Genomic DNA, 24,987 nt, shown 5'->3' on the forward strand with positions numbered 1-24,987 from the left:
GGTATGTCTAGACATATTGATCGCAACACGACGGACCTGTCCAGTGACCCTTCAGCCGCAGCCCGTGGATCGCACCCTCTGGTTCAAGGCGGCCCTGTTGCCGGACGGCTGGGCGCGAGATGTGCGGATCGGCATTGCTGGTGGGCGGATCGCCAGTTTGGACAAGGACAGTAAGCGCGATGCGACGGACGAAGGCGGCGGCGTCGCCCTTCCGGGTGTCGCAAACGTTCACAGCCATGCCTTCCAGCGGGCAATGGCCGGTCTGACCGAGGCTCGCGGGCCGTCTGACGACGACTTCTGGACTTGGCGCGAACTGATGTACCGCTTCCTCGACCGGGGCGGGCCGGAAGAGATCGAGGCCATCACCACCCTGGCCTTCATGGAAATGCTGGAGGGCGGTTTCACCCGCGTCGCCGAGTTTCACTATCTGCATAACGACCCGTCGGGCGCCGCCTATGCTGATCGGGCTGAGATCGCGACGCGGATCGTCGTGGCGGCGCAGGGGACCGGGATCGCCCTGACGATGCTGCCGGTCTTCTATGCTCATGCCGGGTTCGGGGGGCAACCGCCGTCGCAAGGACAGCGACGCTTCATTAATGATCTGGACGGGTTTGCAGATCTGGTCTCGCGATGCCGGACCCTGACCGCCGATCTGCCTGACGCCGTGGTCGGGGTGGCGCCGCACAGCCTGCGCGCCGTCAGCCCGGACGAACTGGCGGCCATGCCCGCGCTGGCGGGCGATGGGCCGATCCATATCCATGTCGCGGAACAGACCAAGGAGGTCGCGGACTGCCTGGCCTGGTCGGGGGCGCGGCCGGTGGAGTGGCTGCTGGCCAATGCGCCGGTCGATCCGCGCTGGTGCCTGATCCACTCGACCCACGTGACCGAGACCGAATGGCGCGGTGTGGTCGAGCGCGGCACCGTCGTCGGCCTGTGCCCGATCACCGAGGCCAATCTGGGCGACGGCGTCTTTCCGGCGGTCGAGTTCACACGGGCCGGCGGGCGGTTCGGCATCGGCACGGATTCCAACGTCCAGATCGGCGTGGCTGAGGAGCTGCGGATGCTGGAATACAGCCAGCGGCTGGCGTTGCGCGGCCGTGCAGTCATGGCGGACCCCCAGCGCTCGACGGGCCGCGCCCTGTTCGAGCGCGCGTTGGCGGGCGGCGCCCAGGCCACCGGCGCCGCATCGGATCTGAGCGTCGGAGCGTCGGCGGACATCGTCTCGCTGGATACGGGCGGCCTGGCCTTCGCCGGACGGTCGGGCGATGCGTTGCTCGACAGCTGGATCTTCAGCGCACCGACGGGCTCGATTTCGTCGGTCTGGCGCGCGGGGCGCGAGGTCGTGAAGAATGGCCGCCATATCGCGCGGGACGCCATCGAGGCGCGCTATCGCCAGGCGCTGGCGACGGTGCTGGGGTGAGTCTGCACCGCCGCATCTACGCCGATCTGGAGGGGCGCATTCTGTCCGGCGATCTGTCGCCCGGCGACCGGATTCCGTTCGAGTACGAGCTGACCGAACGCTACGGCTGTTCGCGCATGACGGTGTCCAAGGCGATTTCAGAACTGGCGGGGCGTGGGCTGGTGACGCGCCGTCGCCGCGCCGGCACCTTCGTCGCCCAGCCCAAGGCCCATGCCGCCGTCCTGGCCATTCCCGACCTGCGGGCCGAGGTGATCGAGCGAGGGCAGGTTTACGGCTATGTCCTGCTGGAGCGGATCGAGCGCGAGCCGGAGGGCGCGGACGAAATCGAACTGGCGTCGGGCGGTCGTCTGCTGGACCTGACCTGTCTGCACAGCGCCGACGGGGCGCCGCTGGCGCTGGAGCATCGGCTGATCGCCCTGGGCGCAGCGCCGCAAGCTATAGACGTTGATTTTCAGACGGTTCCGCCGGGAAGCTGGCTGCTGGACTCCGCGCCCTGGACCGAGGCCGAGAACCGCATCTCGGCCGTCGCGGCCGACGCCCGCGCCGCGCGCCTGCTCGAACTCAAGCCCGGCGCCGCCTGCCTGTGCGTCGAGCGGCGGACGTGGCGGGACGGCCAGGGGGTGACGCGGGTCTGGCAGACCTTCCCCGGCGACCGCTACGATCTGGTCGCGCGTTTTTCGTCAGCCCATTCGCCCGTCCTAGCCAAGGAGCCCCGCCGATGAAGGCCGACCGTCTGCTGATCGACTGTCACGTCGCCACCATGGTCGAGGGGCCTGTGCCCTGTGGCGCCATTCAGGACGCGGGCGTTGTCGTCGTGGATGGGCGCATCGCCTGGGTAGGGCCGCGCGCTGATCTGCCCGCCGTAGACGCCACTGAGACTGAGCGGCTGGACGGTCGCTGGATCACGCCGGGCCTGATCGACTGCCATACCCACCTGGTGTTCGGCGGCAACCGCTCGGCCGAGTTCGAGCAGCGGCTGGGCGGGGCCACCTACGAAGAGATCGCGCGCGCCGGCGGCGGCATCGTCTCGTCGGTCAAGGCCACGCGGGCGGCGTCGGAAGAGGATCTGTTCGCCTCGGCCATGACGCGGCTGGCGGGACTGAAGGTCACCGGCGTGACCACCGTCGAGATCAAGTCCGGCTATGGGCTGGATCGTGAAACGGAACTGAAGATGCTGCGCGTCGCCCGCCGGATCGGACACGAAGGCGGGGCGCGCGTCCGCACCAGCTACCTCGGCCTGCACGCCGTGCCGCCGGAATATCGCGAAGACCGCGCCGCCTATGTCGATCTGGCCATCGATGACATCCTGCCGGCCGCCCATGCCGAAGGTCTGGTCGACGCGGTCGACGCCTATTGCGAGCCCATCGCCTTTTCGACCGACGAGGTGTCGCGCCTGTTCGACAAGGCGCGCGCCCTGGGCCTTCCGGTCAAGCTGCATGCCGATCAGTTGTCGAACGGCGGCGGCGCGGCCTTGGCGGCGCGCTATCAGGCCCTGTCCGCCGACCACATCGAACATGCGACCGAAGACGGCGTCGCCGCCATGGCCGCCGCCGGCGTCGTCGCCGTCCTGCTGCCCGGCGCCTATCTGATGCTGCGCGAGACCCAGGCGCCGCCCGTCGATCTGCTGCGTCGCCACGGCGTGCGGATGGCCGTCGCCACAGACTGCAACCCCGGCACCTCGCCCGTCGCCTCCATGACCGCCGCGCTGAACCTCGCCTGCGTCCAGTTCCGCCTGACCCCCGAAGAGGCCTTGGCCGGTGCGACGCGTGAGGCGGCGCGGGCGCTGGGGATGCTGGACGAGATCGGAACCGTGGAGATCGGCAAGGCGGCGGATCTGGCCATATGGGACGTCACCCGACCGGGGGAGCTTTGCTACTGGCTGGGCAAGCCTTTATGCGCGGCGCGTTATCGCGGAGGTTTGCGCGTATAGATTGCGTTATGGTGTATAATAACCTTAGATTGTTTTCATGCAGGGGAAACAATCAGACGATGTCGAGGCCTTCATCGCCCATTGGTCGAGCGTTCCGATCAGCGAACGGGCCCACTACCAGACCTTTATCATCCAACTGTGTCGCCTGATCGGAGCGCCGGCGCCGGATGATGAACGGACCGGCGACCTGGACTACTGCTTCGAACGGCCGGTTCGGTTTCGGCATGACGACGGGTCCAGCCAGTCTGGCTACATCGACTGCGCCAAGCGTGATTGTTTCGTGCTGGAGGCGAAGCAGTCGCAGAAGAGGCGCGAGGGCGGGCCGTTCGATCCGGTCGTTCAACTGGCTCTGTTTTCGCGCTCCGCAACCAAATCACGTGCGCCATCGCAGGACGCGCTGGATCGGCTGATGCGGACGGCCAAGCGCCAAGCCGAGAACTATGCAAAGGCGCTGGATGAATGGCCGCCGTTTCTGGTTATCGTGGATGTCGGCCGATCGATCGAGCTTTGGTCCGACTTCGCGCGTCAGGGCAAGATCTACGCGCCGTTCCCCGACCGTGCAGGTTATCGGATCACCCTGGATCAGCTTCGCTCGCCCGAGGTGATGGACCGTCTGCGCCGGGTCTGGACCGAGCCCATGTCGCTGGACCCGGCCGCCAAGGCGGCCGAGGTGACCACGGCCATCGCGTCGCGGCTGGCCTGGCTGGTGAGATCGATCAACAACCGACGGCAGGTTGGGCTGGACCGGGTGGACGCTTCGGCTCAGGCCGAAAAGACGGCGCTGTTCGTCATGCAGTGCATCTTCGCCATGTTCGCCGACAGCGTCAGGCTGATCGACTACCGGGGATTCCTGGGGCTGCTGGAAAGCTATCGCTCCAAGGCCGACCGGTTTCACGATGCCGCGCGGATATTCTTCAGGACTATGGATGAAGGTGGCCACTGCCTGGCGACGCAGGAGCGTATCCGGCGGTTCAACGGCGGCCTCTACCATCGCGTGGACCCGATCCCGATCACCGAAGACGAGTTGTCGGCGCTGATTGCAGCGGCGCGATGCGATTGGGCCAATGTCGAGCCGGCGATCTTCGGCGCCCTGCTGGAGCAGGCGCTTGATCCAGCGGAACGCGCCGAATTAGGCGCTCACTACACGCCGCGCGCCTTTGTGGAGCGCCTGATCGAGCCGACGATCATGGAGCCGTTACGCTCGGATTGGGAGGCGGTCGAAGCTCAGGCTATCGGCCTGTATCTGAACGGTGATCCCTTGGACGCACGTCGTCTGATCCGTGGCTTCCACGAACAGCTGTGCAAAGTGCGCGTGCTGGATCCAGCCTGCGGCACCGGCAACTTCCTCTATGTCGCCATGCGAATGATGAAGGAGTTGGAAGAAGAGGTCGTCAGTACCCTTGGCGAGATGGGCGAGCATCAGGGCAGTCTGGCCCTGGAAGGCCATGTGGTCAGTCCAGAGCAGTTCTATGGGCTGGAGAAGAACGCCAACGCCGCCTGGATCGCCGAGATGGTCATGTGGATCGGCCATCTCCAGTGGCATTTCCGCGTGTCCGGCGACGCCATGCCCAGCGAGCCGATCCTGAAGGACTTTCGCACCATCGAGCGATCGGACGCGCTGTTGGAATATGCGCGTATCGAGATCGTTCGCGACAGCGCCGTTCATAGCCGTGCGCCGGACGGTGATTGCAGAGGCCGGCCTCTGTTCGAGAGAGACTGGGAGCGCGAAACCGTCCGTTACGTCGATCCGCGTCCGAAGCCCTGGCCTCCGGTCCATTTCATCGTCGGCAACCCGCCCTTCATCGGCGGCAAGGATCTGAGGCGTGAGCTTGGCGACGGCTATGTCGACGCCTTGGCGACGATCAGGGGCGGGCGGTTCCTGTCTGCGGATTTCGTCACGGCCTGGTGGGACCGCGCGGCCGAAATCCTGACCCAGCCCGGGTCGATCCTGCGGCGGTTCGGCTTCATCACGACCAACTCGATCACCCAGACCTTCTCGCGTCGCGTGCTTGAGCATCACCTCGACAGAGATCCGCCGATCCGTCTGGCATTCGCGATCCCGGATCATCCCTGGGTCAAGGGCGTCGGATGCGCCGACGTGCGCATCGCCATGTCCGTCGCCGAGCGGGGCGAACCGGACGGCCAGGGGCGATGGCTGAAGGCCCGCGATGCGGAGGCGCTGACGTTCGAGGAAAGGCATGGCGACATCGGCGCCGATCTGTTGCTGGACAGCCGGCTGACGCGGGTCGGGGCGTTGAAGGCCAATGCGGGCTTGGCCTATCGCGGCGTGCAGTTGATGGGGGCAGGATTTCAAGTCTCCCCGGCGAGGGCGAGGGCGAAGGCGCTGTTGTCGGGGTCGGACCCTCAGGCGCCGTCCCCGGTTCGCGACTATCGCAACGGTCGAGATCTGGCCGACCGACCGCGGGGCGTTCAGGTCATCGACTTCTTCGGATGGGACGAAAGCGAGGCGCGGCGACGCCATCCGCTGCTCTTCCAGCATCTGTTGGAGACGGTGAAGCCGGATCGGGATCGCAACAACAGGGCCACCTATCGCGACAACTGGTGGATTTTCGGTGAGCCGCGTCGCGATCTCCGAACCGCACTGGAGGGCCTGAACCGCTACATCGTCACTGTCGAGACGGCCAAGCATCGCTGGGTTCGGTTCATGGATGCAGCCACCCTTCCGGACAACAAACTGGTGGTGATCGCCAGCGATGATCCCGCCGTGCTGGGTGTGCTGTCCTCACGGCAACATCGGGCGTGGTTCGCCGCAAACGCGGGCCGGATCGGCGAATACGAACGTGAGGCCGTCTATGTGAAGGGCGCCTGTTTCGACGCGTTTCCTTTCCCCGATCTAAAGGGCGATTTGGCAGCCGAGATCGGCGTGCTCGCCGAAGAACTGGATAGGCTGCGGTCCGACGTTCTGGGTCGCCACGCCGCGCTCACCATGACCGGATTGTACAATGCCCGGGCGCGAATGGGCGGCGAACCGCTGACGGAAGCGGAGCGCGTCGCTCACGAAGCCGGATGTGTGGGCGTTCTGGATCACCTGCACCAGCGGCTCGATCGGCTGGTCGCCCATGCCTACGGATGGCCTGACGACCTGACGGACAGCCAGATCGTGGATCGCCTCATCGTGCTGAATCAGGCGCGTGCCGAACAGGAGGCGAGGGGCGATATTCGCTTCCTGCGCGCGGCATACCAGGCCGGAAAGGTCAGACAGGGCGGGGCGATGAAGCCTGTTCAACCCAGCCTGCCGACGTCGCGTGAGAAGATGTTCCTGCCAGAGGAACCTGGCGCTCTCGCCTCAAGCCTGCTCTCCATCCTTCGCAAGGCCGGTGTCCCGATGCCCCCTGCGGCCTTGGTCGCCGAATTCGAGGGCAGCAAGCCACGGGCACACCGAATGATCGATCACACTCTGGCGGTTCTAGCTGTCGCGGGTTCTGTGCAACGCACTGATGTCGGTTGGTTCGCACCGCGGCGGATGCCGAGCTAGGGCTCAGGCCTGGGCGACGCCCATGGCCTTCATCAAGGCGTCGCGGATGGCGGCTTCGGTGAAGGGTTTCTGGATTGTGGGTTGGCCGCGCCATTCTTCGGGCAGGCCGCCCTCGCCATAGCCCGTCGAAAAGACGAAGGGCACGCCGCGCGCCTTCAGAACCTCGGCGACCGGGAAGACCTGACGGCCGGCCACGTTGACGTCCAGCAAGGCGGCGTCGAGGTCGGCCGTGTCGCGGGCCAGGGCCTCGCCGTCGTCGATGTTGGACGCCGGGCCGATAGGGATGCATTCCATGTCTTCCAGGATCGTCTCCAGGAGCATGGCGACGAGGGATTCATCCTCGACGACCAGGACGCGGCGGCCGCTCAGGGGTTGGGTCATCGTGAAGCCGTCCTGTCGAGCGGAACCGTCAGTTCCGCGATCAATCCATCAGGGGCGTAGACCAGATCGATCTCGCCCGCCAGATCATGGCGAATGTTTCGTTCAATCAAGCGGCTACCGAAGCCTCTTCTGTCCGGGGCCGTAACTTTCGGACCGCCCATCTCGCGCCAGCTGAGCTTGAGCTTGGGCGCGCGTTGATCCGCCAGCGCCCAGTCGATCAGTAGGCGGCCTTCCGGTGTGTGAAGCGCGCCATATTTGGCTGCGTTGGTGGCCAGCTCGTGGAAGATCATGCCCAGAGACAGCACGATGGCGGGCTCCAAAGACACGGGCGGCCCGTTCAGGCTGATGCGGGTGTGACCGTAGGCCTCGGTCTCGTGCTCTAGGATGGCGCGCAGGTCGGCGCCTTCCCAATGGCTCTGCGTCAGCAGATTGTGGGTGTGTGAGAGGGCCATGATCCGCGACTGGAAGGTCTCGGCGAAGCTGGCCGGGTCGGTGTTGGAACGCGCGGTCTGGATAGCGATCGACTGGACCGTGGCCAGGGTGTTCTTCACCCGGTGGTTCAGTTCGTCGATCATCAGCTTCTGGCGCTGGGCGGCCAGGACGTTGTCGGTGATTTCGTGACCCTGGACGAAGATGCCTACGACGGCGCCCGCGTCGTCGCGGATCGGCTGGTAGATGAAGTTCAGATAGACGGCTTCCAGCGGGCCGTCGGGCGTGCGCTGCAGCTGGGCCACGCTCTCGCGGCCTTCATAGGGCTCGCCGGTCGCGAAGACGCCGTCGAGGAACTCGTAGAAGCCTTGGCCCACCAGTTCCGGCAAAGCCTCACGCACAGGCTTGCCGGCGATGTCGCGGTGGCCGATCAACTGGCTATAGGCGTCGTTGTGCATCTGGAACCGGTGTTCCGGGCCAGATAGGATGGCGACGAAGCCCGGCGCCTGCATGAACATTTCGACCAGTCGATTGCGCTCTGTTTCCAGCCGCCGATTGTCTTCCTGCACGGACTGGGCGCGACGCAGGACCGAGCCGCCGACGATGGCGTCGAGCGCCGTGGTCGGCTCGTCCGGCTGAATGTTCGGGGACAGGTCCGTGACGTCCATGGTGTGCTGGAGCAGCAGCACCACCTCGCCTGCGTCGTTCAGGATCGGCGTGTGGGTGGCGCTCCAGATCCGCTCCACAAAGGACTCGCTGCCGTCCGGCAAGGTCTTTGGCATCGAATAGCGCACGACGGCGAGGTGATCGCGTTGTCGGGTATCGCGCGCCTTTTCCAGAGAGGCGCGGACCTGCCGCACGTTTTCCGGCGCCTCGGTTCCGGGGCCGGAGTCGAAGGCGGCGAACAGAAGCTGGCCGATCACCTCGCTGCGCCTGGCGCCCGTGACGTCCACATAGGCCTGATTGAATTCTGCGATCCGCAGGTCGGGCGTGAGCAACAGATACGGGTTGGGCGAAGCCTCGAAGGCCGCGCCCAGATCGACGGTCAGGTCGCTTGATTGTGTCGTGTCGTTCAACGCCTACCCCGTCCAGCTTGGCGATAACGCATGATCTCAAAATGGGTTCTACCGCGAGATGTCGTGAACTGTGATCGCAAGGTCATTGGCGTGATCTCAGGATTTGCTAATCAGCGGGGATGACAATCGCCGGCGTCTTCGCCACCCTCTCGCTCATGATGGCGCCCGCAGCCGACCAGCCCACAGTCCGCATTCAGCAAGGCGTCCTGATCGGACGCGCCGATGCCGACGTGGCCGCGTTCAAGAATATCCCCTACGCCGCGCCGCCGACGGCAGAGCGACGCTGGCGCCCGCCGGGCCCGGCCCCGACCTGGGAGGGACAGCGTGACGCCTCGACCTATGGACCCCTGTGCATCCAGGCGCCGCCCAGTGGCGATCCGGGCGTCGGGCCTTTGCCGATGAGCGAGGACTGCCTGAACCTGAACGTCTGGCGGCCGGTAGGCACGCGTCAGCCGGCGCCCGTCATGGTGTGGATCCACGGCGGCGGTCTGGTGAACGGGTCCGGCACGGCGCCGCTGTATGACGGCACGACCCTGGCCAAGCGCGGCATCGTCGTGGTGACGCTGAACTATCGGCTGGGGCGGCTGGGCTTCTTCGATCACCCTGCACTGGCGGCCGAACGGCCGGCGGGTGAGGCGGCGGGCAACTATGGCCTGATGGACGTGACGGCGGCGCTGAGGTGGGTGCGCGCCAATATCGCGGACTTCGGCGGCGATCCCGAGAACGTCACCATCTTCGGCGAGTCGGCGGGCGGCGCCATCGTGACACGGCTGATGATCTCGCCGCCAGCACGGGGCCTGTTCGACCGGGCCATGGTCCAGTCGGGCCTGGGGCGCGAGTTGCAGACGCCGCTGGACAAGAAGGGGCCCCACGACGCCCCGTCGGCGCGCGAGCGGGGCGAGGTCTGGTCATTCGGCGCGGGTCTGAGGACCGCCGCCGATCTGCGCGCCGCGCCGGCCGAGATGTTTCTGACGCCGCCGCCGGTGTTCGCCAATGGCGACCTGAGCCTGATCGACGGGCGGATCGTGCCGTCCACGGTCGAGGCGGCGTTCAAGGCGGGGCGGCAGGCGCCGGTTCCGCTGATCATCGGCACGAACAGCGCCGAGTTCTGGTGGATGCGGCCGACGGACCGCAACGGCTATGGCCAGATCGACGACGACATGACCTGGCTTGAGCGGGCCGACGCGGTCCAGGCCTACGGCGGGCTGGAGGCGTTCGAAACGCTGTCCATCACGGACCTTGTGTTCTCGGAGCCGGCGCGGATGCTGGCGCGGCTGCACAACAAGGCCGGTCATCCAGCCTGGCTCTACCGGTTCGACATCTCGTCGCCGCAGAACCCCGAGCCTCATGGCGGGGCCACCCACGCGATCGAGCGGCCCTATGTGTTCGGCACGCTGAACACCTTGCCGTATCCGGTCGAGGATCGGGATCGCCAGGCGTCTGAGGCCATGATCGGCTACTGGACCGCCTTCGCGCGTTCCGGCGATCCCAATGGCGTCGGTCGGATCGAATGGCCGCGCGCCAGGGCAGGGGATACCCGGCTGATGAACTTCGGCAACGCCGGGCCGACGGTGACGCCGGTTCCGTTCAGTGCGCGATTGGACCTGCTGGAAAGGTTCCGCGACCGGCCCCGTCCGTAAAGGCGTCAGCCGGCCGAGGTGGCGCCGGACTGCTTCTCCTTCAGGGTGACCAGTTCCTCGGCCATGGTCGGATGAACGGCGCAGGTGGCGTCCCACTGGGCCTTGGTCAGTCCGGCCTTCACGGCGATGGCGGCCAGCTGGATCATCTCCGGGCTGTCGGGGCCGACGATGTGGACGCCGACCACGCGCTGGCTGTCGGCGTCGACCACCAGCTTCATCAGCACCCGCTCGTCCGAGCCGGTGAAGGCGTATTTCATCGGGCGGAAGCGGGTGACATAGACGTCCACGCCCTTGGAGCATGACCGGCGCGCCTCCGCCTCGCTGAGGCCCACGACGCCGACCGGCGGCTGACTGAAGACAGCGGTGGCCACGGCCTCGTAGTCGAAGTGCTGGGGGTTGTCGCGATAGACGGTCTGGTGGAAGGCGACCGCCTCGCGGATGGCGACGGGCGTCAGGTTCATCCGGTCGGTCACGTCGCCGATGGCCCAGATGTTCTCGGCCGTGGTTTTCGAATACGGATCGACCTTGATCGCGCCCTCGTCGTTCAGCTCGACGCCGGCGGCCTCCAGCCCCAGGTCCTTGACGTGCGGGATCCGGCCGGTGGCGAACATGACCACGTCGGCTTCCAGCTTCATGCCGTTTTCGAGGTGGTTGACCAGGCCGGTGGCGGTCTTTTCGATCTTCTCGTGCTGACAGCCCAGGATAACCTTGATGCCGCGCTTCTCGATCTCGCCCGCCAGATGCGCGCGGACATCGTCATCGAAGCCGCGCAGGATGTTGGGACCGCGGTAGATAAGGGTCGTCTCGACGCCAAGGCCGGCGAAGATGCCCGCGAACTCCACCGCGATATAGCCGCCGCCGGCGATCAGGATGCGTTTGGGCAGTTCCGGCAGGTGGAAGGCCTCTTCCGAGGTGATCGCATGTTCGATGCCGGGCATGTCTTCCGGTTTCCACGGGCGGCCGCCGGTGGCGATCAGGATCTTCTCGGCGGTGATGGTGCGGTTCTTGCCGACGATCTCGACCGTGTGGGCGTCCTTCAACACGGCGCGACCGTGCACCAGTTCGACCCCCGCCTTGCCCAGATTGGCGGCGTAAATGCCGGACAGGCGCGCGATCTCGACGTCCTTGGCCTCAAGGAAGGTGGGCCAGTCGAACCTGGCGTTGTCGAACGACCAGCCGTAGCCTTCGGCGATCTCCAGCGCATGGCTGACCTCGGAGGCCATGACCATGAACTTCTTGGGAACGCAGCCGCGAATGACGCAGGTGCCGCCGACCCGGTATTCCTCGGCGACCGCAACCTTCTTGCCGTCCAGCGCCGTCAGCCGCGCCGCCCGCACCCCGCCCGAACCGGCGCCGATGACGAAGAGGTCGTAGTCATAGTCGGCCATGATCAGCAGTCCGTTGAGCGGGGCATCGACATTTAGGCTGCGCTGTCGGAAATCCAAGAGGCTCAAGGGCTTGGTCAGCCCAAATCGTCTTCGCTACCCGACCCGCGTGACTCAGGCGCAATGTGTCGGACGTCGGAGGGCCTACAGCGCGCGCCAAGCCTGCACGAAGGCCTTCGCCTGGCGACCAATCTGATCGGCGGTCTGGCCCGGCTTGAAGACGGCCGAGCCGATGCCGAAGCCCGAGGCGCCGGCGCCCAGCCAGGCCGCCATGCTGTCGGGATCGACGCCGCCCACGGGATAGACGCGCGTGGCGGCGGGCAGGACGGCGCGGACGGCCTTCAATCCTCTCGGACCGGCGATCTCGGCGGGGAACAGTTTCAATGCATCGGCGCCGGCGTTCAGGGCGGCGAAGGCTTCGGATGGGGTGAAGAAGCCGGGCAGGGACAAAAGGCCCAGGGTCTTGGTCTCGCGGATCACGTCGGTGTCGGCGTTGGGCGAGATTATCAACTGGCCGCCGGCCTGGGCGACCTCGCGGGCCGCCGCGATATTCAGCACCGTGCCCGCCCCGACCAAGGCGCGGCCGTCCAGCGCCTGGCGCAGGCGGCGGATGCTCTCCAACGGCTGGGGCGAGTTCAGCGGCACTTCCAGACAACGGAAACCGGCGGCGACGATGGCCTCGCCCACATCCACCGCCTCGTCCGGCGTGAGACCGCGCAGGATGGCGATCAGGGGCAGGGCGTCCAGGCTTTCGATGGAAACTGGGATCATCGGGATACAGCCTCGTGAACGCGCCACAGACCCTTGGCCGTGGCGGCGGCGCCGTCCGCGATGCGAACGTCTTGGAAACCGCCCAGCGCCAGGGCAGCGGCATAGCGGCGGCACAGGGCCTCGGCGCCGATCAGGATGACGGGGCGGTCGTTGGCGTCGACCTGGGCGGCGACTTCCGCTCCGATCAACAGGCCCGACAGATAGTCGGCCGACGACGCCGGCGAAAGGCGTCCGGCCAGGCCCTCGACCCGCACCGAGAACAGGGCGGCGGTGACGGCGGGATCGCGCAAGGCGCGCTGCACCCCTGCTGCAAATGCGTCGTCGTCCACGCCGGGGTCGCCCATGTCGGCGCCCAGGATCGTGCCCTTGCGGATGGCGGCGAACAGTTCGCCGGTCATGAAGGTGCGAAAGCCCGCGATCCGGCCGCCCGCCGTGTGGATCCATTTGCTGTGGGTGCCGGGGCCGACGACCACCGCGTCGTCCGGGGCGTCCAGGCCAAAGACCTGAGTTTCCTCGCCACGCACCACGTCCTGCAGGAGGCCGTCCTCGAACACGGCGACGCCGGGCACGATGCAGACGTCGGGCGCGTCGTCAGGGCTGGCCACGGCGCTCGCCAGGTCCGCGACGCCGGCCGGGCAGGGCAGATAGGCCATCTCGCGCCACCGGCCTCGCGCGCCGGCCATGCCGCTGACCAGGACCAGCAGGCCCTGCATCAGCCAGTCGCCGGCGACCTCCTGAAGCACGCCGTGAAACTGATCCGGCGCCAAGCCACCCGCGCCGCGAGGGTCGGAACGGCTGTCGAGCACAGCGCCGCCCTCGGCGATCCGCATGACGCGCAGGTTGCTGGTGCCCCAGTCGACTCCAACCAAGGCGGCAGGGGGCAAGCGCGTATCGCTCACCTCACCACCAGATCCAATAGACCAGGATCAGGAAGGCGATCACACCGACCCCGGCCAGGTTGAAGCCCAGCGAGGTCTTGTAGCTGATCTTGTCCAGCCTGATCTTCATGGCGTCGGGCTTGGCCGGGATCAGCAAGGACACGACGACCGCCGCGATCAGCGAGACGACGAAGACGACCGCGACCCGGTTCATGAAGGGAAAGATGAACTGACCGCTCTCCTGCAGCCACCAGAAGATGGCGGACAGCACCACAGAGCCGATGGCGGCGGTCAGGGCGCCTGCCTCGGACGCCCGCTTCCAGAACAGGCCCAGCATGAAGATGACCACGATGCCGGGGGTGAAGAAGCCGGTGAACTCCTGGATGAACTGGAATGCCTGATCAAAGCCGCCCAGCAGCGGGCGGGCGGTCAGGATGCCGATGACCACCGCGACGACGGCGGCGATGCGGCCGACCGTGACCAGTTGATGCTCGGGCGTGTCCTTCTTGATCTTGGCGTAGAGGTCCAGGGTGAAGATGGTCGAGATCGAGTTCACCTTGGACGCCAGCGAGGCAATGATGGCGGCGATCAGGGCCGCGAACACCAGACCCTTCAGACCCACCGGCAGCAGGTTCATCATCGTCGGATAGGCCTGGTCCGGCGCCGACAGGTTCGGGGCCAGGATCAGCGCGGCCATGCCCGGCAGGACCACGATCACCGGCATCAGCAGCTTCAGATAGGCGGCGAAGGCGATGCCCTTCTGGGCTTCGTGCAGCGACTTGGCGGCCAGTGCGCGCTGGATGATATACTGGTTGAAGCCCCAGTAGCTGATGTTCATGACCCACAGGCCGCCCAGCAGAACGGCGATGCCCGGCAGTTCTTGATAATGGGGGCTGTCCTTGGACAGGATCATGTCGAACTTGTCGGGGAACTCGGTCAGCAGGGTCTGGAAGCCGGCGAGGGCGCCGCCCGCGCCGCCGATGGTCGACAGAGCGATGAAGCCGATGATCAGACCGCCGCAGACCAGCAGCGCCACCTGCACGATGTCGGTCAGGGCCACGGCTTTCAGACCGCCCCACAGCTGATAGGCCAGGGCGAAGACGCCGATGGCGACGATGGCGTAATCCTGGTTGAAGCCGGTCACGGTGTGGACGGCGATGGCGCCCAGCCACAGGATCGAGGTCACGTTGACGAAGACGTAGAGCAACAGCCAGAAGACGGCCATCACGTTGCGGATCGTCGGCCCGTACCGCTGCTGCAGGAACTGCGGCATGGTGACGATCTCATTGCGCAGGAAGATGGGCAGGAAGAACTTGCCCACGATCAGCAGGGTCAGCGCCGCCATCCATTCATACGACGCGATGCCCAGGCCGATCACATAGCCCGATCCGCTCATGCCGATGATCTGTTCGGCCGAGATGTTGGCCGCGATCAGCGAGGCGCCGATGGCCCACCAAGGCAGGCTCTTGGACGCCATGAAATAGTCGGTGGAGGTCTTCTGCTCGCCCTTCTTAGTGCGTGAGACCCACTGGGCCAGGCCGAAGATGAAGACGGCGTAGATCGCCAGGATCGCCAGATCGATGGCCGCGAGCGACATGATGCAGTTTCCCCGATGCGGCCCTTACTTCGGGCTCCCTGCAGAAAGCCTAGGGGACGAGCTGGTATGCCGCAATGAAGATTTTATATATGCGTGGTGATTTTACCCGCGACAATGCTACCACTCGCATCATCTGCTGGTCTTCACCCGGCACGGCGCGCCCGGTAGCGTAAGGACGCTCGACAGGATTACAATGACCGACCAAGACCAGACCGACGACCGCAAATATCGCGCCCCCGCCCTCGAAAAGGGCCTGGACGTTCTGGAGCTGCTGTCGTCCCAGGGCGAGGCGATGACGCCCTCGCAGATGTCGGTTACCCTGGGCCGGTCGGTCAGCGAACTGTTCCGCATGATCCAGGTGCTGGAGTTTCGCGGCTATATCGAGCAGTTGTCGGACGGTTATCGCCTGACCAACCGCCTGTTCACCCTGGGCATGACCCAGGCGCCGATCAAGTCGCTGGTGGACGTGGCCATGCCGGCGATGCGGGATCTGGCCTCTGGCACAATGCAGTCTTGCCACCTGGTCGTGCCGTCAGGCGACCAGATCGTGGTCATCGCTCGGATCGAGAGCCCCGGCGACCTCGGCTATTCGGTGCGGATCGGCTATCGGCGCAGCATCCTGCACGCCACTTCGGGCCTGATGTTCTATTCGCGGGCCAACGAACGGGCGCAGGCTCACCTCAAGGAGACCCTAATCGGCCTGTTCGGCGTGGAGGCCGTGGAAGAGTTCGTCAGCCGATCCCATGCCATGACCCAAGGCCCCTATGTCGAGCGGGCCAGCGACTTCGTGAAGGGGGTCACCGATCTGGTGGCGCCCATCATGGGGTCGGACGGCGTGATCGCCACCCTGATCACCCCCTTCATCGAACAGGCTCCGATGACGTGCGCCAAGGACGAGGCGGCCGCCCGGTTGGTGCGGGCTGCAGCTGTGATCTCCGACCAAATGGGCGCCGTCTCCCAGGCCTGATCGGGCGCCCTCACTCCCCCGTTGACAGAAACGGCCGTCGCCGCCATTTTTGTTGACGGTAACGACTTTCATTTGTGAAAGATCGAACATCGTCGATCAACGACGAGGCGTCGGGGAGGCGCGAGACCGATCATGGCCGCCATCTACTCCGACCTGAAAGACAAGACCGTCGTCGTCACCGGCGGGGCCGGCGGCATCGGCGAAGGCATCGTCCGCGCCTTCCACGCCCAAGGCGCCCGCGTCGGCTTTCTGGACATTGACACGACGCGCGGACCCAAGCTGCAGGCCGAACTTGGGCAGGGGGCGCAATTCGTCGCCTGCGACCTGACTGACATCCCAGCGTTGAAGGCCTCTATCGCCACGGTGCGCGACGCCTTCGGTCCCATCGACGTCCTGGTCAACAACGCCGCCCATGACGAGCGTCACGAGACGCTGGAGGTGACGGAGGACTATTGGGACGGCCGTATGGCGGTGAATCTGAAGCATCAGTTCTTCGCGGCCCAAGCGGTGCTGCCGGACATGCAGGCGACGGGAAAGGGCTCCATCGTCAACCTGGGCTCGACCTCCTGGGTCATCGGCCAAGGCGGCATGCCCGCCTATACGGCGTCCAAATCGGCAGTGATCGGCCTGACCCGTTCGCTGGCCCGCGACTTCGGTCCGTTCGGCGTCCGGGTCAACGCGGTCGCCCCCGGCTGGATCATGACCGATCGCCAGCTGGCGCTGTGGGTCACGCCGGAAACTGAAAAAGAGATCTACGCCAATCAGTGCCTGAAGCGCCGGCTCGTGCCCGACGACATCGCCAAGGTCGTGGTCTTCCTGTGTTCGGACGAGGGCGGGGCCATCACCAACCAGCACTATGTCGTCGACGGCGGCTGGACCTGATCGCGGCTTGAACTGCGCCGGATCGATTTGTAATATTATATGCCGCATCGCCCTCGCGCCCCGAGAACCTGATCAATGACCAAGACCCTCCGCAGCCGCGCCTGGTTCGACAACCCGGAAAACCCGGACATGACGGCGCTCTATCTGGAGCGCTATCTGAACTACGGCCTGACGCGCAAAGAGCTGCAGTCGGACAAGCCGATCATCGGTATCGCCCAGACCGGCTCGGACCTGTCGCCGTGCAACCGCCACCATCTGGTCCTGGCCGAACGCGTGCGCGAGGGCATCCGCGAGGCGGGCGGCATCGCCATGGAGTTCCCGGTCCATCCGATCCAGGAAACCGGCAAGCGCCCGACGGCGGGCCTGGACCGCAACCTGGCCTATCTGGGTCTGGTCGAGAGCCTTTACGGCTATCCGCTGGACGGCGTCGTCCTGACCATCGGCTGCGACAAGACCACGCCCGCCTGCCTGATGGCCGCCGCCACCGTGGACATCCCCGCCATCGCCCTGTCGGTCGGCCCGATGCTGAACGGCTGGCACAAGGGCGAGCGCACCGGCTCGGGCACGATCATCTGGAAGGCGCGCCAGATGATGGCGGCCGGAGAGATCGACTATGACGGCTTCATCGAACTGGTGGCCTCGTCCGCCCCTTCGGTCGGTTATTGCAATACCATGGGCACGGCGACGACGATGAACTCGCTGGCCGAGGCGCTGGGCATGTCGCTGCCTGGCTCGGCCGCCATTCCGGCGCCGTATCGCGAACGCGCCCAGGTCGCCTATCAGACCGGCCTGCGGATCGTGGAGATGGTGCGCGAGGATCTGAAGCCGTCGGACATCCTGACCAAGGAGGCGTTCCACAATGCGATCGTCGTCAACTCGGCCATCGGCGGCTCGACCAATGCCCCGATCCACCTGACGGCCCTGGCCCGTCACGCCCACGTCGATGTGCCGCTGCAGGACTGGCAGACGCAAGGGCTGCACGTGCCGCTGCTGGTCAACCTTCAGCCCGCCGGCGACTATCTGGGCGAGGACTATTTCCATGCCGGCGGCGTGCCGGCCGTGGTGGCCGAACTGATGAAACAGGGGCTGATCAACGAGGACGCCCTGACCGTCACCGGCAAGTCCATCGGCGACAACTGTCGTGGGGCCGAGATCGTCCTGCCCGATGTCATCAAGACCTTCGACGCCCCGATGAAGACCGACGCCGGCTTCGTCGTCTTCACCGGCAATCTGTTCAACTCGGCCATCATGAAGCTGAGCGTGATCAGCCCCGAGTTCCGCGAACGCTATCTGTCCAATCCCGACGACCTGAACGCCTTCGAAGGCCCGGCCGTCGTGTTCGACGGGCCCGAGGACTTTCACCACCGCATCGACGACGAGAGCCTGGGCATCACCGAACAGACCCTGCTGTTCATGCGCGGCGCCGGGCCCATCGGCTATCCGGGCGCGGCCGAGGTCGTGAACATGCGGCCGCCGTCCTACCTGATCAAGAAGGGCGTCAGCGCCCTGGCCTGTATCGGCGACGGGCGGCAATCCGGCACCTCCGGCTCGCCCTCGATCCTGAACGCCTCGCCCGAGGCGGCGGCGGGCGGCAACATCGCCCTGCTGAAGACCGGTGACCGGGTGCGCATCGACCTGAACACCGGCCGCGCCGACATCCTGATCCCGGACGAGGAACTGGCCGAGCGTCGCAAGGCGTTTGAGGCGGCGGGCGGCTACAAATACCCCGCCTCCCAGACCCCGTGGCAGGAGATGCAGCGCGCGGCGGTCGGCCAGCTGGAAACCGGCGCCGTGCTGGAACCGGCCATCAAATACCACCGCATCATCGACCAGTTCGGCCTGCCGCGCGACAATCACTGACCGACTGAGGCGCCGCCGCTCTATTGCAGCGGCGGCGCCTTGCCGTGGGCGGCGATGAAGGCGTCGTGGGTCGGCATCCGCTCCACGCCGTGTCGGATCATCGCTTTCATCTGCTGCAGCCGCTGTCGGATGTGATCCAGAGGGATGGTTTCGGTGATCGCGTCGTGGCGTTCCGGGATCACGCCCTGACCCAGCAGGACGGCGATCCAGTTCGTCTCCTGGAACAGTTCGTCGTCATAGCGGAAGACGCGGCCCCGACTGCGGAACTGGTCCATCTTCTGCTTCAGGGTCTCTGGCACGTCCATGGCCCGCACATGCCGCCACAGGGGTGAATCGTCCCGCGCCGTGGCGTGATAGTGCAGGATGATGAAGTCCCTGATCCGCTCGACCTCGACCTGCGTCAGTCGATTGTAGTTGTCGATGTCGGCCTGGGCGAAGCCCGTGTCGGGGAAATGCAGCAGCAGTTTGGAGATGCCCGACTGCACCAGATGGATGCTGGTCGATTCCAGCGGCTCCAGGAAGCCCGACGCCAATCCCAGCGCCAGGCAGTTCTTGTTCCAGGTCTTCTTGCGCCGTCCGGTGGTGAACCTCAGGAAGTTCGGATCCGCCATGGCCTCGCCGTCCAGCGACGCGCGCAGCTTGGCCTGGGCCTCGTCGTCCGAGATGAAGGGGCTGCAATAGACATAGCCGTTTCCGGTGCGGTGCTGCAGCGGAATGCGCCAGCGCCATCCGGCCTCCAGCGCCGTCGACTGGGTATAGGGCGTCGGCTCTCCGACCCTCGCGCAGGGCATGGCCACCGCCCGGTCGGCCGGCAGCCAGTGGGTCCAGTCTTCATAACCCGTCTTCAGCGCCCCCTCGATCAGCAGGCCCCGGAAGCCCGAGCAGTCGATGAAAAAGTCCGCCTCAAGCTCGCGTCCGTCGTCCAGCCGCACCGACTGGATGAAGCCGTCGCCGTCGCGCAGCACCACGTCGGCGATCTTGCCTTCATGGCGCACAACGCCTTGCGCCTCGGCGCGCTGACGCAGGAACTTGGCGTACAGGCCGGCGTCGAAATGAAAGGCGTAGGTCATTTGCGACGCCACGCCGCGCGGATCGCTGTCGGGCCGGGTGAAACGCCCCATCTGCGACGCCACGGTCGTGACCGAATAGGCGCCCAGGTCATCGTCCAGCCCCGCCTTGTTCAGCCGCAGCCAGTATTGATGGAACGACGCCGCATCGATGCGCGTCCCATAGACGCCGAACGGATGGAAATAGCTCTGACCCTTCTGGAACCAGTCATGGAACTGGATGCCCAGTTTGTAGGTCGCCTGGGTGGCGCGGACGAATTCATCCTCGTCGATGCCCAGCAACTGGTTGAACAGCAGGATCGGCGGGATGGTCGCCTCGCCGACGCCGACGGTGCCGATGGCTTCGGACTCGACCAACTCGACCTTCACCGTGCCGCGCGTCACATGCGACAGGGCGGCGGCGGCCATCCAGCCGGCCGTGCCGCCGCCGACGATCAGGATGCGCTTCAGCGGGGCGGGGGTCATCGGGCGTAACCTGTGAAATAGTGGGAATGGGCGGGCAGGGCGGTGGCGGCGCGTTCGATCAGCTGGGCGAACTGCCGCGCCTGGCGATCGACCCCGTCCAGATCGTCGAGACAGACCAGGGGCGACGCCTGTTTCGGCCATGTCCCCAGGCCGGTGAAGACGGCGGCCCAACTGTCCTCGCGGAAGGATTCGTCTTCCAGCAGCCCGATCTCGCCGCGCGCCCGGAACAGTTCGATCTTGTCCATCAGCGTATCGGGCGGCGTTGTCTCGCGGCAGCGATCCCACATCGCCCCGGCACGCCCCGCCAGGTGATAGTGCAGGATGATGAAGTCGCGGATGCGCTCGAACTCCTGGGCCGAGCGCCGATTGTATTCGCGGATCAGGGCCGGATCGAAACTGCGGTCGGGGAACATCTGCAGTAGCCGCCCGATGCCGGTCTGGATCAGGTTGATGCTGGTCGATTCCAGCGGCTCGACGAATCCCGACGCCAGGCCCAGCGACACCACATTGCCTTTCCAGGCCTCGCGCCGTCTGCCGGTGACGAAGCGCAGACGATTGGGCTCGGCCAGAGGTTCCGACTCGATCTGGCCCAACAGGTCGTCCAGCGCCGTCTGGTCGTCCACATGGTCGCTGGAATAGACATAGCCGTTGCCCACCCGGTGCTGCAGCGGAATGCGCCATTGCCAGCCGGCCTCGCGGGCGCGGGCGGTCGTGATAGGCTCGGGCGCCACGGTGGAGTTGCACGGCACGGCGACGGCGCGGTCGCACGGCAGCCAGTGCGTCCATTCCTCGTATCCTGCCTGCATCGTCTGTTCGATCAGCAGACCTCGGAAGCCCGAGCAGTCGATGAACAGGTCCGCCTCGACCTCGCCGCCGTCTTCCAGCTTCACGGCCCGCACCAGGCCGGTCTCGCCGTCGCGATCCACGCCCGTGATCCGTCGCTCGCGCCGAACGACCCCCAGCGTCTCCGCCAGCGTCCTCAGCCGCCGCGCGAACAGGCCGGCGTCGAACTGGTACGCGTATGAATAGTGGGACAGCACCGAACGGCTGTCCTCGACCGGCGGGGCGAACTTGCCGGCGCGGGCCATGGCGGTGGGCATGGACCAGGCGTCCAGGCTGTCGATTCGGCCAGCGGCCTTCAGGCGAAACAGATATTGCCGCCAGGCCTGTCCGGCGACGGTGGGGCCATAGTCGCCGAAGCCGTGGAAATATTCCGAACCCGGCGCAGTCCAGTCCTTGAAGGCGATGCCCAGTTTGGCGGTCGCGGCCGTCGAGCGGATGAAGTCCTCTTCGGACAGGCCCACCATCTGCACGAACTGACGGATGGGCGGGATCGTGGCCTCGCCCACGCCGACCGTGCCGATGGCTTCCGACTCGATCAGGGTGATCTTCAGCGCCAGGCCCAAGGGACGCGTGAACGCCCGGCCCAGCGCCGCTGCGGCCATCCATCCCGCCGTCCCGCCGCCGACGATGGCGACGTGGCGCACCTCTCCTGTCTGCTCGGTCATTTCTCCTGTCTGCTCGGTCATTCCTGTTCTCCCCGACGCCGGCTTTTCGCCGATCATGCTTGCCTGAAGCCTAGCCGAATACGGCCAAAGCGCCACGTTGGTAGCGCTATCAGAAAACACTTTTCAATGCATGAAAACTTGTGCATCCTTGAAAGGTGGCGGTGACATCGGACGATGCGCGGCTTCACTTCGGGAGGGATGTCGTTCCACGTCGCCAATAAGCGGCGGGCGCGACCAGCAGGAAGGTTCTGAGACACATGTCTCGTCAAAATCACGTGCGTCGTGTCGCTCTGTTGTGTGGAGCGTCCTTGCTTACGGTGGCCGCAGCACTGCCGACGGGCGCGCTGGCCCAGCAGGATCCGGCCCAGTCGGACGACGCCACCACGGTCGATGAAGTGGTCGTCACCGGCATTCGCGCCCAGCTTCGCTCGGCCCAGGCCATCAAGAAGAATTCCGAGGTCATCGTCGATTCGGTGACCGCTGTGGACATCGGCGCCCTGCCGGACCGTTCGGTGTCCGAGGCGCTGCAACGCATTCCCGGCATCACCCTGCAACGCACCAACTCCGCCCGCGACCCCGCCCGTCTGGCGGCCGAAGGCGGCGGCGTCTTCGTGCGCGGCCTATCGGGCGTTCGTTCCGAAACCAACGGTCGCGACATCTTCTCCGCCGCCTCGGGCCGCGGTCTCAGCTTCGAGGATGTCTCGGCCGACCTGCTGTCGGGCGTGGATGTCTACAAGAACGTCGCCGCCAACATGATCGAGGGCGGCATCGCCGGTACGATCAACCTGCGCACCCGCGTGCCGTTCGACAACGCCGACCGCCTGTTGGCGGTCAACGCCGACTACAACTACGGCGACCTGTCCGAGAAGGGTTTCTGGTCCGGTAGCGTGATCGGTTCCGATCGTTGGGATACCCGTTTCGGCGAGTTCGGCCTCTTGGCCAACGTCAGCGTCTCCAACGTCGGCAACCGCACCGACAGCATTTCCACCGACCGTTACGACCCGATCGTGCTGGATGCCGGCAACGCCAGCGCGGACGGCACCGGCGCGGCGGGCGAGACCGTCTATGTTCCCAAGAACATGGGCTGGCGCACCATCGACTGGGAGCAAAAGCGCACCGCCGTGGCGCTGGCCGCCCAATGGCGCCCCAACGACCAGTGGCTGTTCACCCTGCAGGCCCTGGGCTCGCAGGCCGACACCTATAATGTCGAATACGCCATGGGCACCGAGACGATCGCCTCGCCCAACTCGACCTATTCCTATGACGAGGACAACGTCTTCAAGTCCGGGAACATCTTCGACGCCAACTACAACACCGACACCCGGATCGGCGACGACACCAAGAAGACCGGCGACGTCGCGCTGAACTTCAAATACACGCCGGGCGGCGCCTGGTCGTTCAGCGGCGACCTGCAATATGTGAAGTCGACGGCCGAAATCTATTCGATGACCGCCTTCACGCAGTTGCAGGATCGTCCTGACATGCGGATCACCATCGACGGCGACCTGCCCACCATCACCTCCACCGGCGGGGCGATGGAAGATAAGTCGCAATACTGGTGGGCCGCCGCGATGGACCACATCGAGGACAACGAGGCCGACGAACTGGCCGGTCGCCTGGACGCCCGCTACGACTTCCAGAACAACAGCTTCTTCCGCTCGATCGAGTTCGGCGTCCGCGCCACCGACAAGAACTACACCAACCGCCAGACCGGCTATAACTGGGGCCTGCTGTCCAACCAGTATTGGGGCAACGGCGGCGGCGCCGTGGTCTATCTGGACGACACCGGCTTCCCCGGCGGCGTTCAGGATCCGCGTCTGGTGGAGTCCTCTACCCTATATCGCTTCGACAACTTCTTCCGTGGCGACACGGTCGTTCCGGGGGTCGCCTGGTTCCCGACCGCCGGCCTGCTCAACCAGGGCACGGCTCACGCCTATGACATCCTGAAGAACACCCAGAGCTCGGGCTGGGGCTGGACCCCGCTTTCCAACGACTTCGACAGCTATCGTCTGGGCAGCGGCGCCGGCGGCGTCACCGAACTGCAGGAGAAGACCGAGGCGGCCTATGTCTACACCCGCTTCGGCAACGATACGGCCTTCTTCGGTCGCGGTCTGGACGGCAACATCGGCCTGCGCGTCGTCAAGACAAATACGGATTCCAACCAGGTCATCACCCTGCCGTCGATCACAACGTCATGCCCGCCGGCGACCAATCCCGGCACCGACTGCACCGCCTTCAACCGCGCGGTCCAGTTCGCCAATGGCGGCCCGCTGGACGGCGCCGACATCAGCAAGGAATACACCAACGTCCTGCCCAGCCTGAACCTGCGAGCCTTCCTAACGGATACGCTTCAGGCCCGCTTCGCCGTGTCGCGCGCCATCCTGCGCCCGGAAATGTATCAGCTTCAGCCGTTCACCAACCTGGCGATCAACTTCCAGCCCGACGGCGTCACCCTGAACCCGACAACGCCCTATACGGGCACGGGCGGCAATCCGAACCTGGAGCCGTTGAAGGCCACCAACTACGACTTCAGCCTGGAATGGTATTTCGCCCCGACCGGCAGCATCACCTTCGCCGCCTTCCACAAGGATCTGAAGGACTATATCTTCTCGGGCAGTTCGACCGAGACCTTCACCAACGGCGGCGTGACCAACGACTTCCTGATCACACGCTACACCAATGGCGACAAGGGCAAGATCGACGGCTTCGAGCTGGCCTATCAGCAGTTCTACGACTTCCTGCCGGGTCCCCTCAGCGGGTTCGGCGTCCAGGCCAACTTCACCTACGTCGACAGCAGCGGCGGTCGCAACACCAGCCAGGACATTCTGGACCCGATCCAGAACGGTGCGGCCGGCGCGGAACTGCCCCTCGAAGGCCTGTCGCGGACCAGCTACAACGCCGCGCTTCTGTATGAGAAATACGGCATCTCGGCGCGCCTCGCCTACAACTGGCGCGAGGAGTATCTGATGACCACCTCGGCCGCGAACGTGAACGCGCCCGTGTGGGCCAGCGACTATGGCCAGCTGGACGGCTCGATCTTCTACAACCTGACCTCGGAAGTGAAGATCGGCATCCAATCGACCAATATCCTGAACGAACGGACCGTGCTGAAGGTGGGCAACGAGACCCGCAAGCCGCCGTACAACTGGGTGGATACCGATCGCCGGATCGCAGTGGTGCTTCGCGCCGCCTTCTGATCTCAGTCTGACCTGACGGGGCGTCGGCAGTCGTCGGC

At 65.8% G+C, this 24,987-nt stretch carries 17 protein-coding genes; 9 read left to right on the top strand and 8 right to left on the bottom strand.

Annotation, left to right across the window (positions count from 1 at the left end; genetic code table 11):
• The first annotated feature begins 43 nt into the window (after positions 1 to 43).
• From ACP693_RS09685 to ACP693_RS09700, 4 genes are read left to right on the top strand one after another with little or no spacing between them, the layout of a single operon-like run.
• Positions 44 to 1,420 carry a formimidoylglutamate deiminase gene (locus ACP693_RS09685; protein WP_426017250.1) on the top strand — a complete coding sequence of 459 codons (1,377 nt, stop codon included), beginning with the start codon at positions 44 to 46 and terminating at the stop codon, positions 1,418 to 1,420.
• Entirely contained in the window at positions 1,417 to 2,142 is a 726-nt protein-coding gene (gene hutC / locus ACP693_RS09690; RefSeq protein WP_426017249.1) for a histidine utilization repressor, read from the top strand. Before ACP693_RS09685 ends, hutC begins: the two co-directional genes overlap by 4 nt.
• On the top strand, positions 2,139 to 3,350 hold the full coding sequence (gene hutI / locus ACP693_RS09695; protein ID WP_426017247.1) for an imidazolonepropionase: 1,212 nt from the start codon (positions 2,139 to 2,141) through the stop codon (positions 3,348 to 3,350). Before hutC ends, hutI begins: the two co-directional genes overlap by 4 nt.
• A gap of 37 nt (positions 3,351 to 3,387) precedes the next feature.
• Positions 3,388 to 6,846: a class I SAM-dependent DNA methyltransferase gene (locus ACP693_RS09700; RefSeq protein ID WP_426017245.1), complete on the top strand. Its 3,459-nt coding sequence runs from the start codon at positions 3,388 to 3,390 to the stop codon at positions 6,844 to 6,846.
• A gap of 3 nt (positions 6,847 to 6,849) precedes the next feature.
• On the opposite strand, the gene ACP693_RS09705 is transcribed toward ACP693_RS09700, so the two are convergent.
• Together ACP693_RS09705 and ACP693_RS09710 are read right to left on the bottom strand one after the other, a co-directional pair.
• Positions 6,850 to 7,227: a response regulator gene (locus ACP693_RS09705; RefSeq protein WP_426017244.1), complete on the bottom strand. Its 378-nt coding sequence runs from the start codon at positions 7,225 to 7,227 to the stop codon at positions 6,850 to 6,852.
• Positions 7,224 to 8,732, bottom strand: coding sequence for a sensor histidine kinase (locus tag ACP693_RS09710; protein ID WP_426017243.1), 1,509 nt, complete (start codon positions 8,730 to 8,732; stop codon positions 7,224 to 7,226). Before ACP693_RS09710 ends, ACP693_RS09705 begins: the two co-directional genes overlap by 4 nt.
• 119 nt (positions 8,733 to 8,851) lie before the next feature.
• Here ACP693_RS09710 and ACP693_RS09715 point away from each other — a divergent pair, with 119 nt between their 5' ends.
• Entirely contained in the window at positions 8,852 to 10,372 is a 1,521-nt protein-coding gene (locus ACP693_RS09715; protein WP_426017242.1) for a carboxylesterase/lipase family protein, read from the top strand.
• Between the two features lie 5 nt (positions 10,373 to 10,377).
• Here the strand turns inward: ACP693_RS09715 and gor are convergent, their stop codons facing one another.
• The 4 genes from gor to ACP693_RS09735 form a co-directional block, all read right to left on the bottom strand.
• Entirely contained in the window at positions 10,378 to 11,760 is a 1,383-nt protein-coding gene (gor, locus tag ACP693_RS09720) for a glutathione-disulfide reductase (protein WP_426017240.1), read from the bottom strand.
• Positions 11,761 to 11,901: 141 nt separating this feature from the next.
• The gene (locus tag ACP693_RS09725; RefSeq protein ID WP_426017239.1) at positions 11,902 to 12,528 is read right to left on the bottom strand and encodes a 2-dehydro-3-deoxy-6-phosphogalactonate aldolase; all 627 of its coding nucleotides are present in this window, start codon (positions 12,526 to 12,528) and stop codon (positions 11,902 to 11,904) included.
• Positions 12,525 to 13,427, bottom strand: a complete 903-nt coding sequence (locus ACP693_RS09730; protein ID WP_426017237.1) for a 2-dehydro-3-deoxygalactonokinase — start codon at positions 13,425 to 13,427, stop codon at positions 12,525 to 12,527. The genes ACP693_RS09725 and ACP693_RS09730 overlap by 4 nt, the downstream gene beginning before the upstream one ends.
• Before the next feature lies 1 nt (position 13,428).
• On the bottom strand, positions 13,429 to 15,003 hold the full coding sequence (locus ACP693_RS09735; protein WP_426017236.1) for a sodium/sugar symporter: 1,575 nt from the start codon (positions 15,001 to 15,003) through the stop codon (positions 13,429 to 13,431).
• Positions 15,004 to 15,196: 193 nt separating this feature from the next.
• Here ACP693_RS09735 and ACP693_RS09740 point away from each other — a divergent pair, with 193 nt between their 5' ends.
• The 3 genes from ACP693_RS09740 (at position 15,197) to ACP693_RS09750 (ending at position 18,712) form a co-directional block, all read left to right on the top strand.
• Positions 15,197 to 15,970, top strand: a complete 774-nt coding sequence (locus tag ACP693_RS09740) for an IclR family transcriptional regulator (protein WP_426017235.1) — start codon at positions 15,197 to 15,199, stop codon at positions 15,968 to 15,970.
• Between the two features lie 132 nt (positions 15,971 to 16,102).
• Positions 16,103 to 16,852: an SDR family NAD(P)-dependent oxidoreductase gene (locus ACP693_RS09745; protein WP_426017233.1), complete on the top strand. Its 750-nt coding sequence runs from the start codon at positions 16,103 to 16,105 to the stop codon at positions 16,850 to 16,852.
• A gap of 75 nt (positions 16,853 to 16,927) precedes the next feature.
• The gene (locus ACP693_RS09750) at positions 16,928 to 18,712 is read left to right on the top strand and encodes an IlvD/Edd family dehydratase (RefSeq protein WP_426017232.1); all 1,785 of its coding nucleotides are present in this window, start codon (positions 16,928 to 16,930) and stop codon (positions 18,710 to 18,712) included.
• A gap of 20 nt (positions 18,713 to 18,732) precedes the next feature.
• On the opposite strand, the gene ACP693_RS09755 is transcribed toward ACP693_RS09750, so the two are convergent.
• Positions 18,733 to 20,244: a tryptophan halogenase family protein gene (locus tag ACP693_RS09755; protein ID WP_426017230.1), complete on the bottom strand. Its 1,512-nt coding sequence runs from the start codon at positions 20,242 to 20,244 to the stop codon at positions 18,733 to 18,735.
• On the bottom strand, positions 20,241 to 21,773 hold the full coding sequence (locus ACP693_RS09760; protein ID WP_426017229.1) for a tryptophan halogenase family protein: 1,533 nt from the start codon (positions 21,771 to 21,773) through the stop codon (positions 20,241 to 20,243). Before ACP693_RS09760 ends, ACP693_RS09755 begins: the two co-directional genes overlap by 4 nt.
• A 296-nt stretch (positions 21,774 to 22,069) precedes the next feature.
• Between ACP693_RS09760 and ACP693_RS09765 the strand changes: the two genes are divergently transcribed.
• Positions 22,070 to 24,949: a TonB-dependent receptor gene (locus ACP693_RS09765; protein ID WP_426017228.1), complete on the top strand. Its 2,880-nt coding sequence runs from the start codon at positions 22,070 to 22,072 to the stop codon at positions 24,947 to 24,949.
• Positions 24,950 to 24,987 lie beyond the last annotated feature (38 nt).

This window comes from Brevundimonas sp. TWP1-3 (assembly GCF_049896085.1).
Classification (GTDB): domain Bacteria; phylum Pseudomonadota; class Alphaproteobacteria; order Caulobacterales; family Caulobacteraceae; genus Brevundimonas.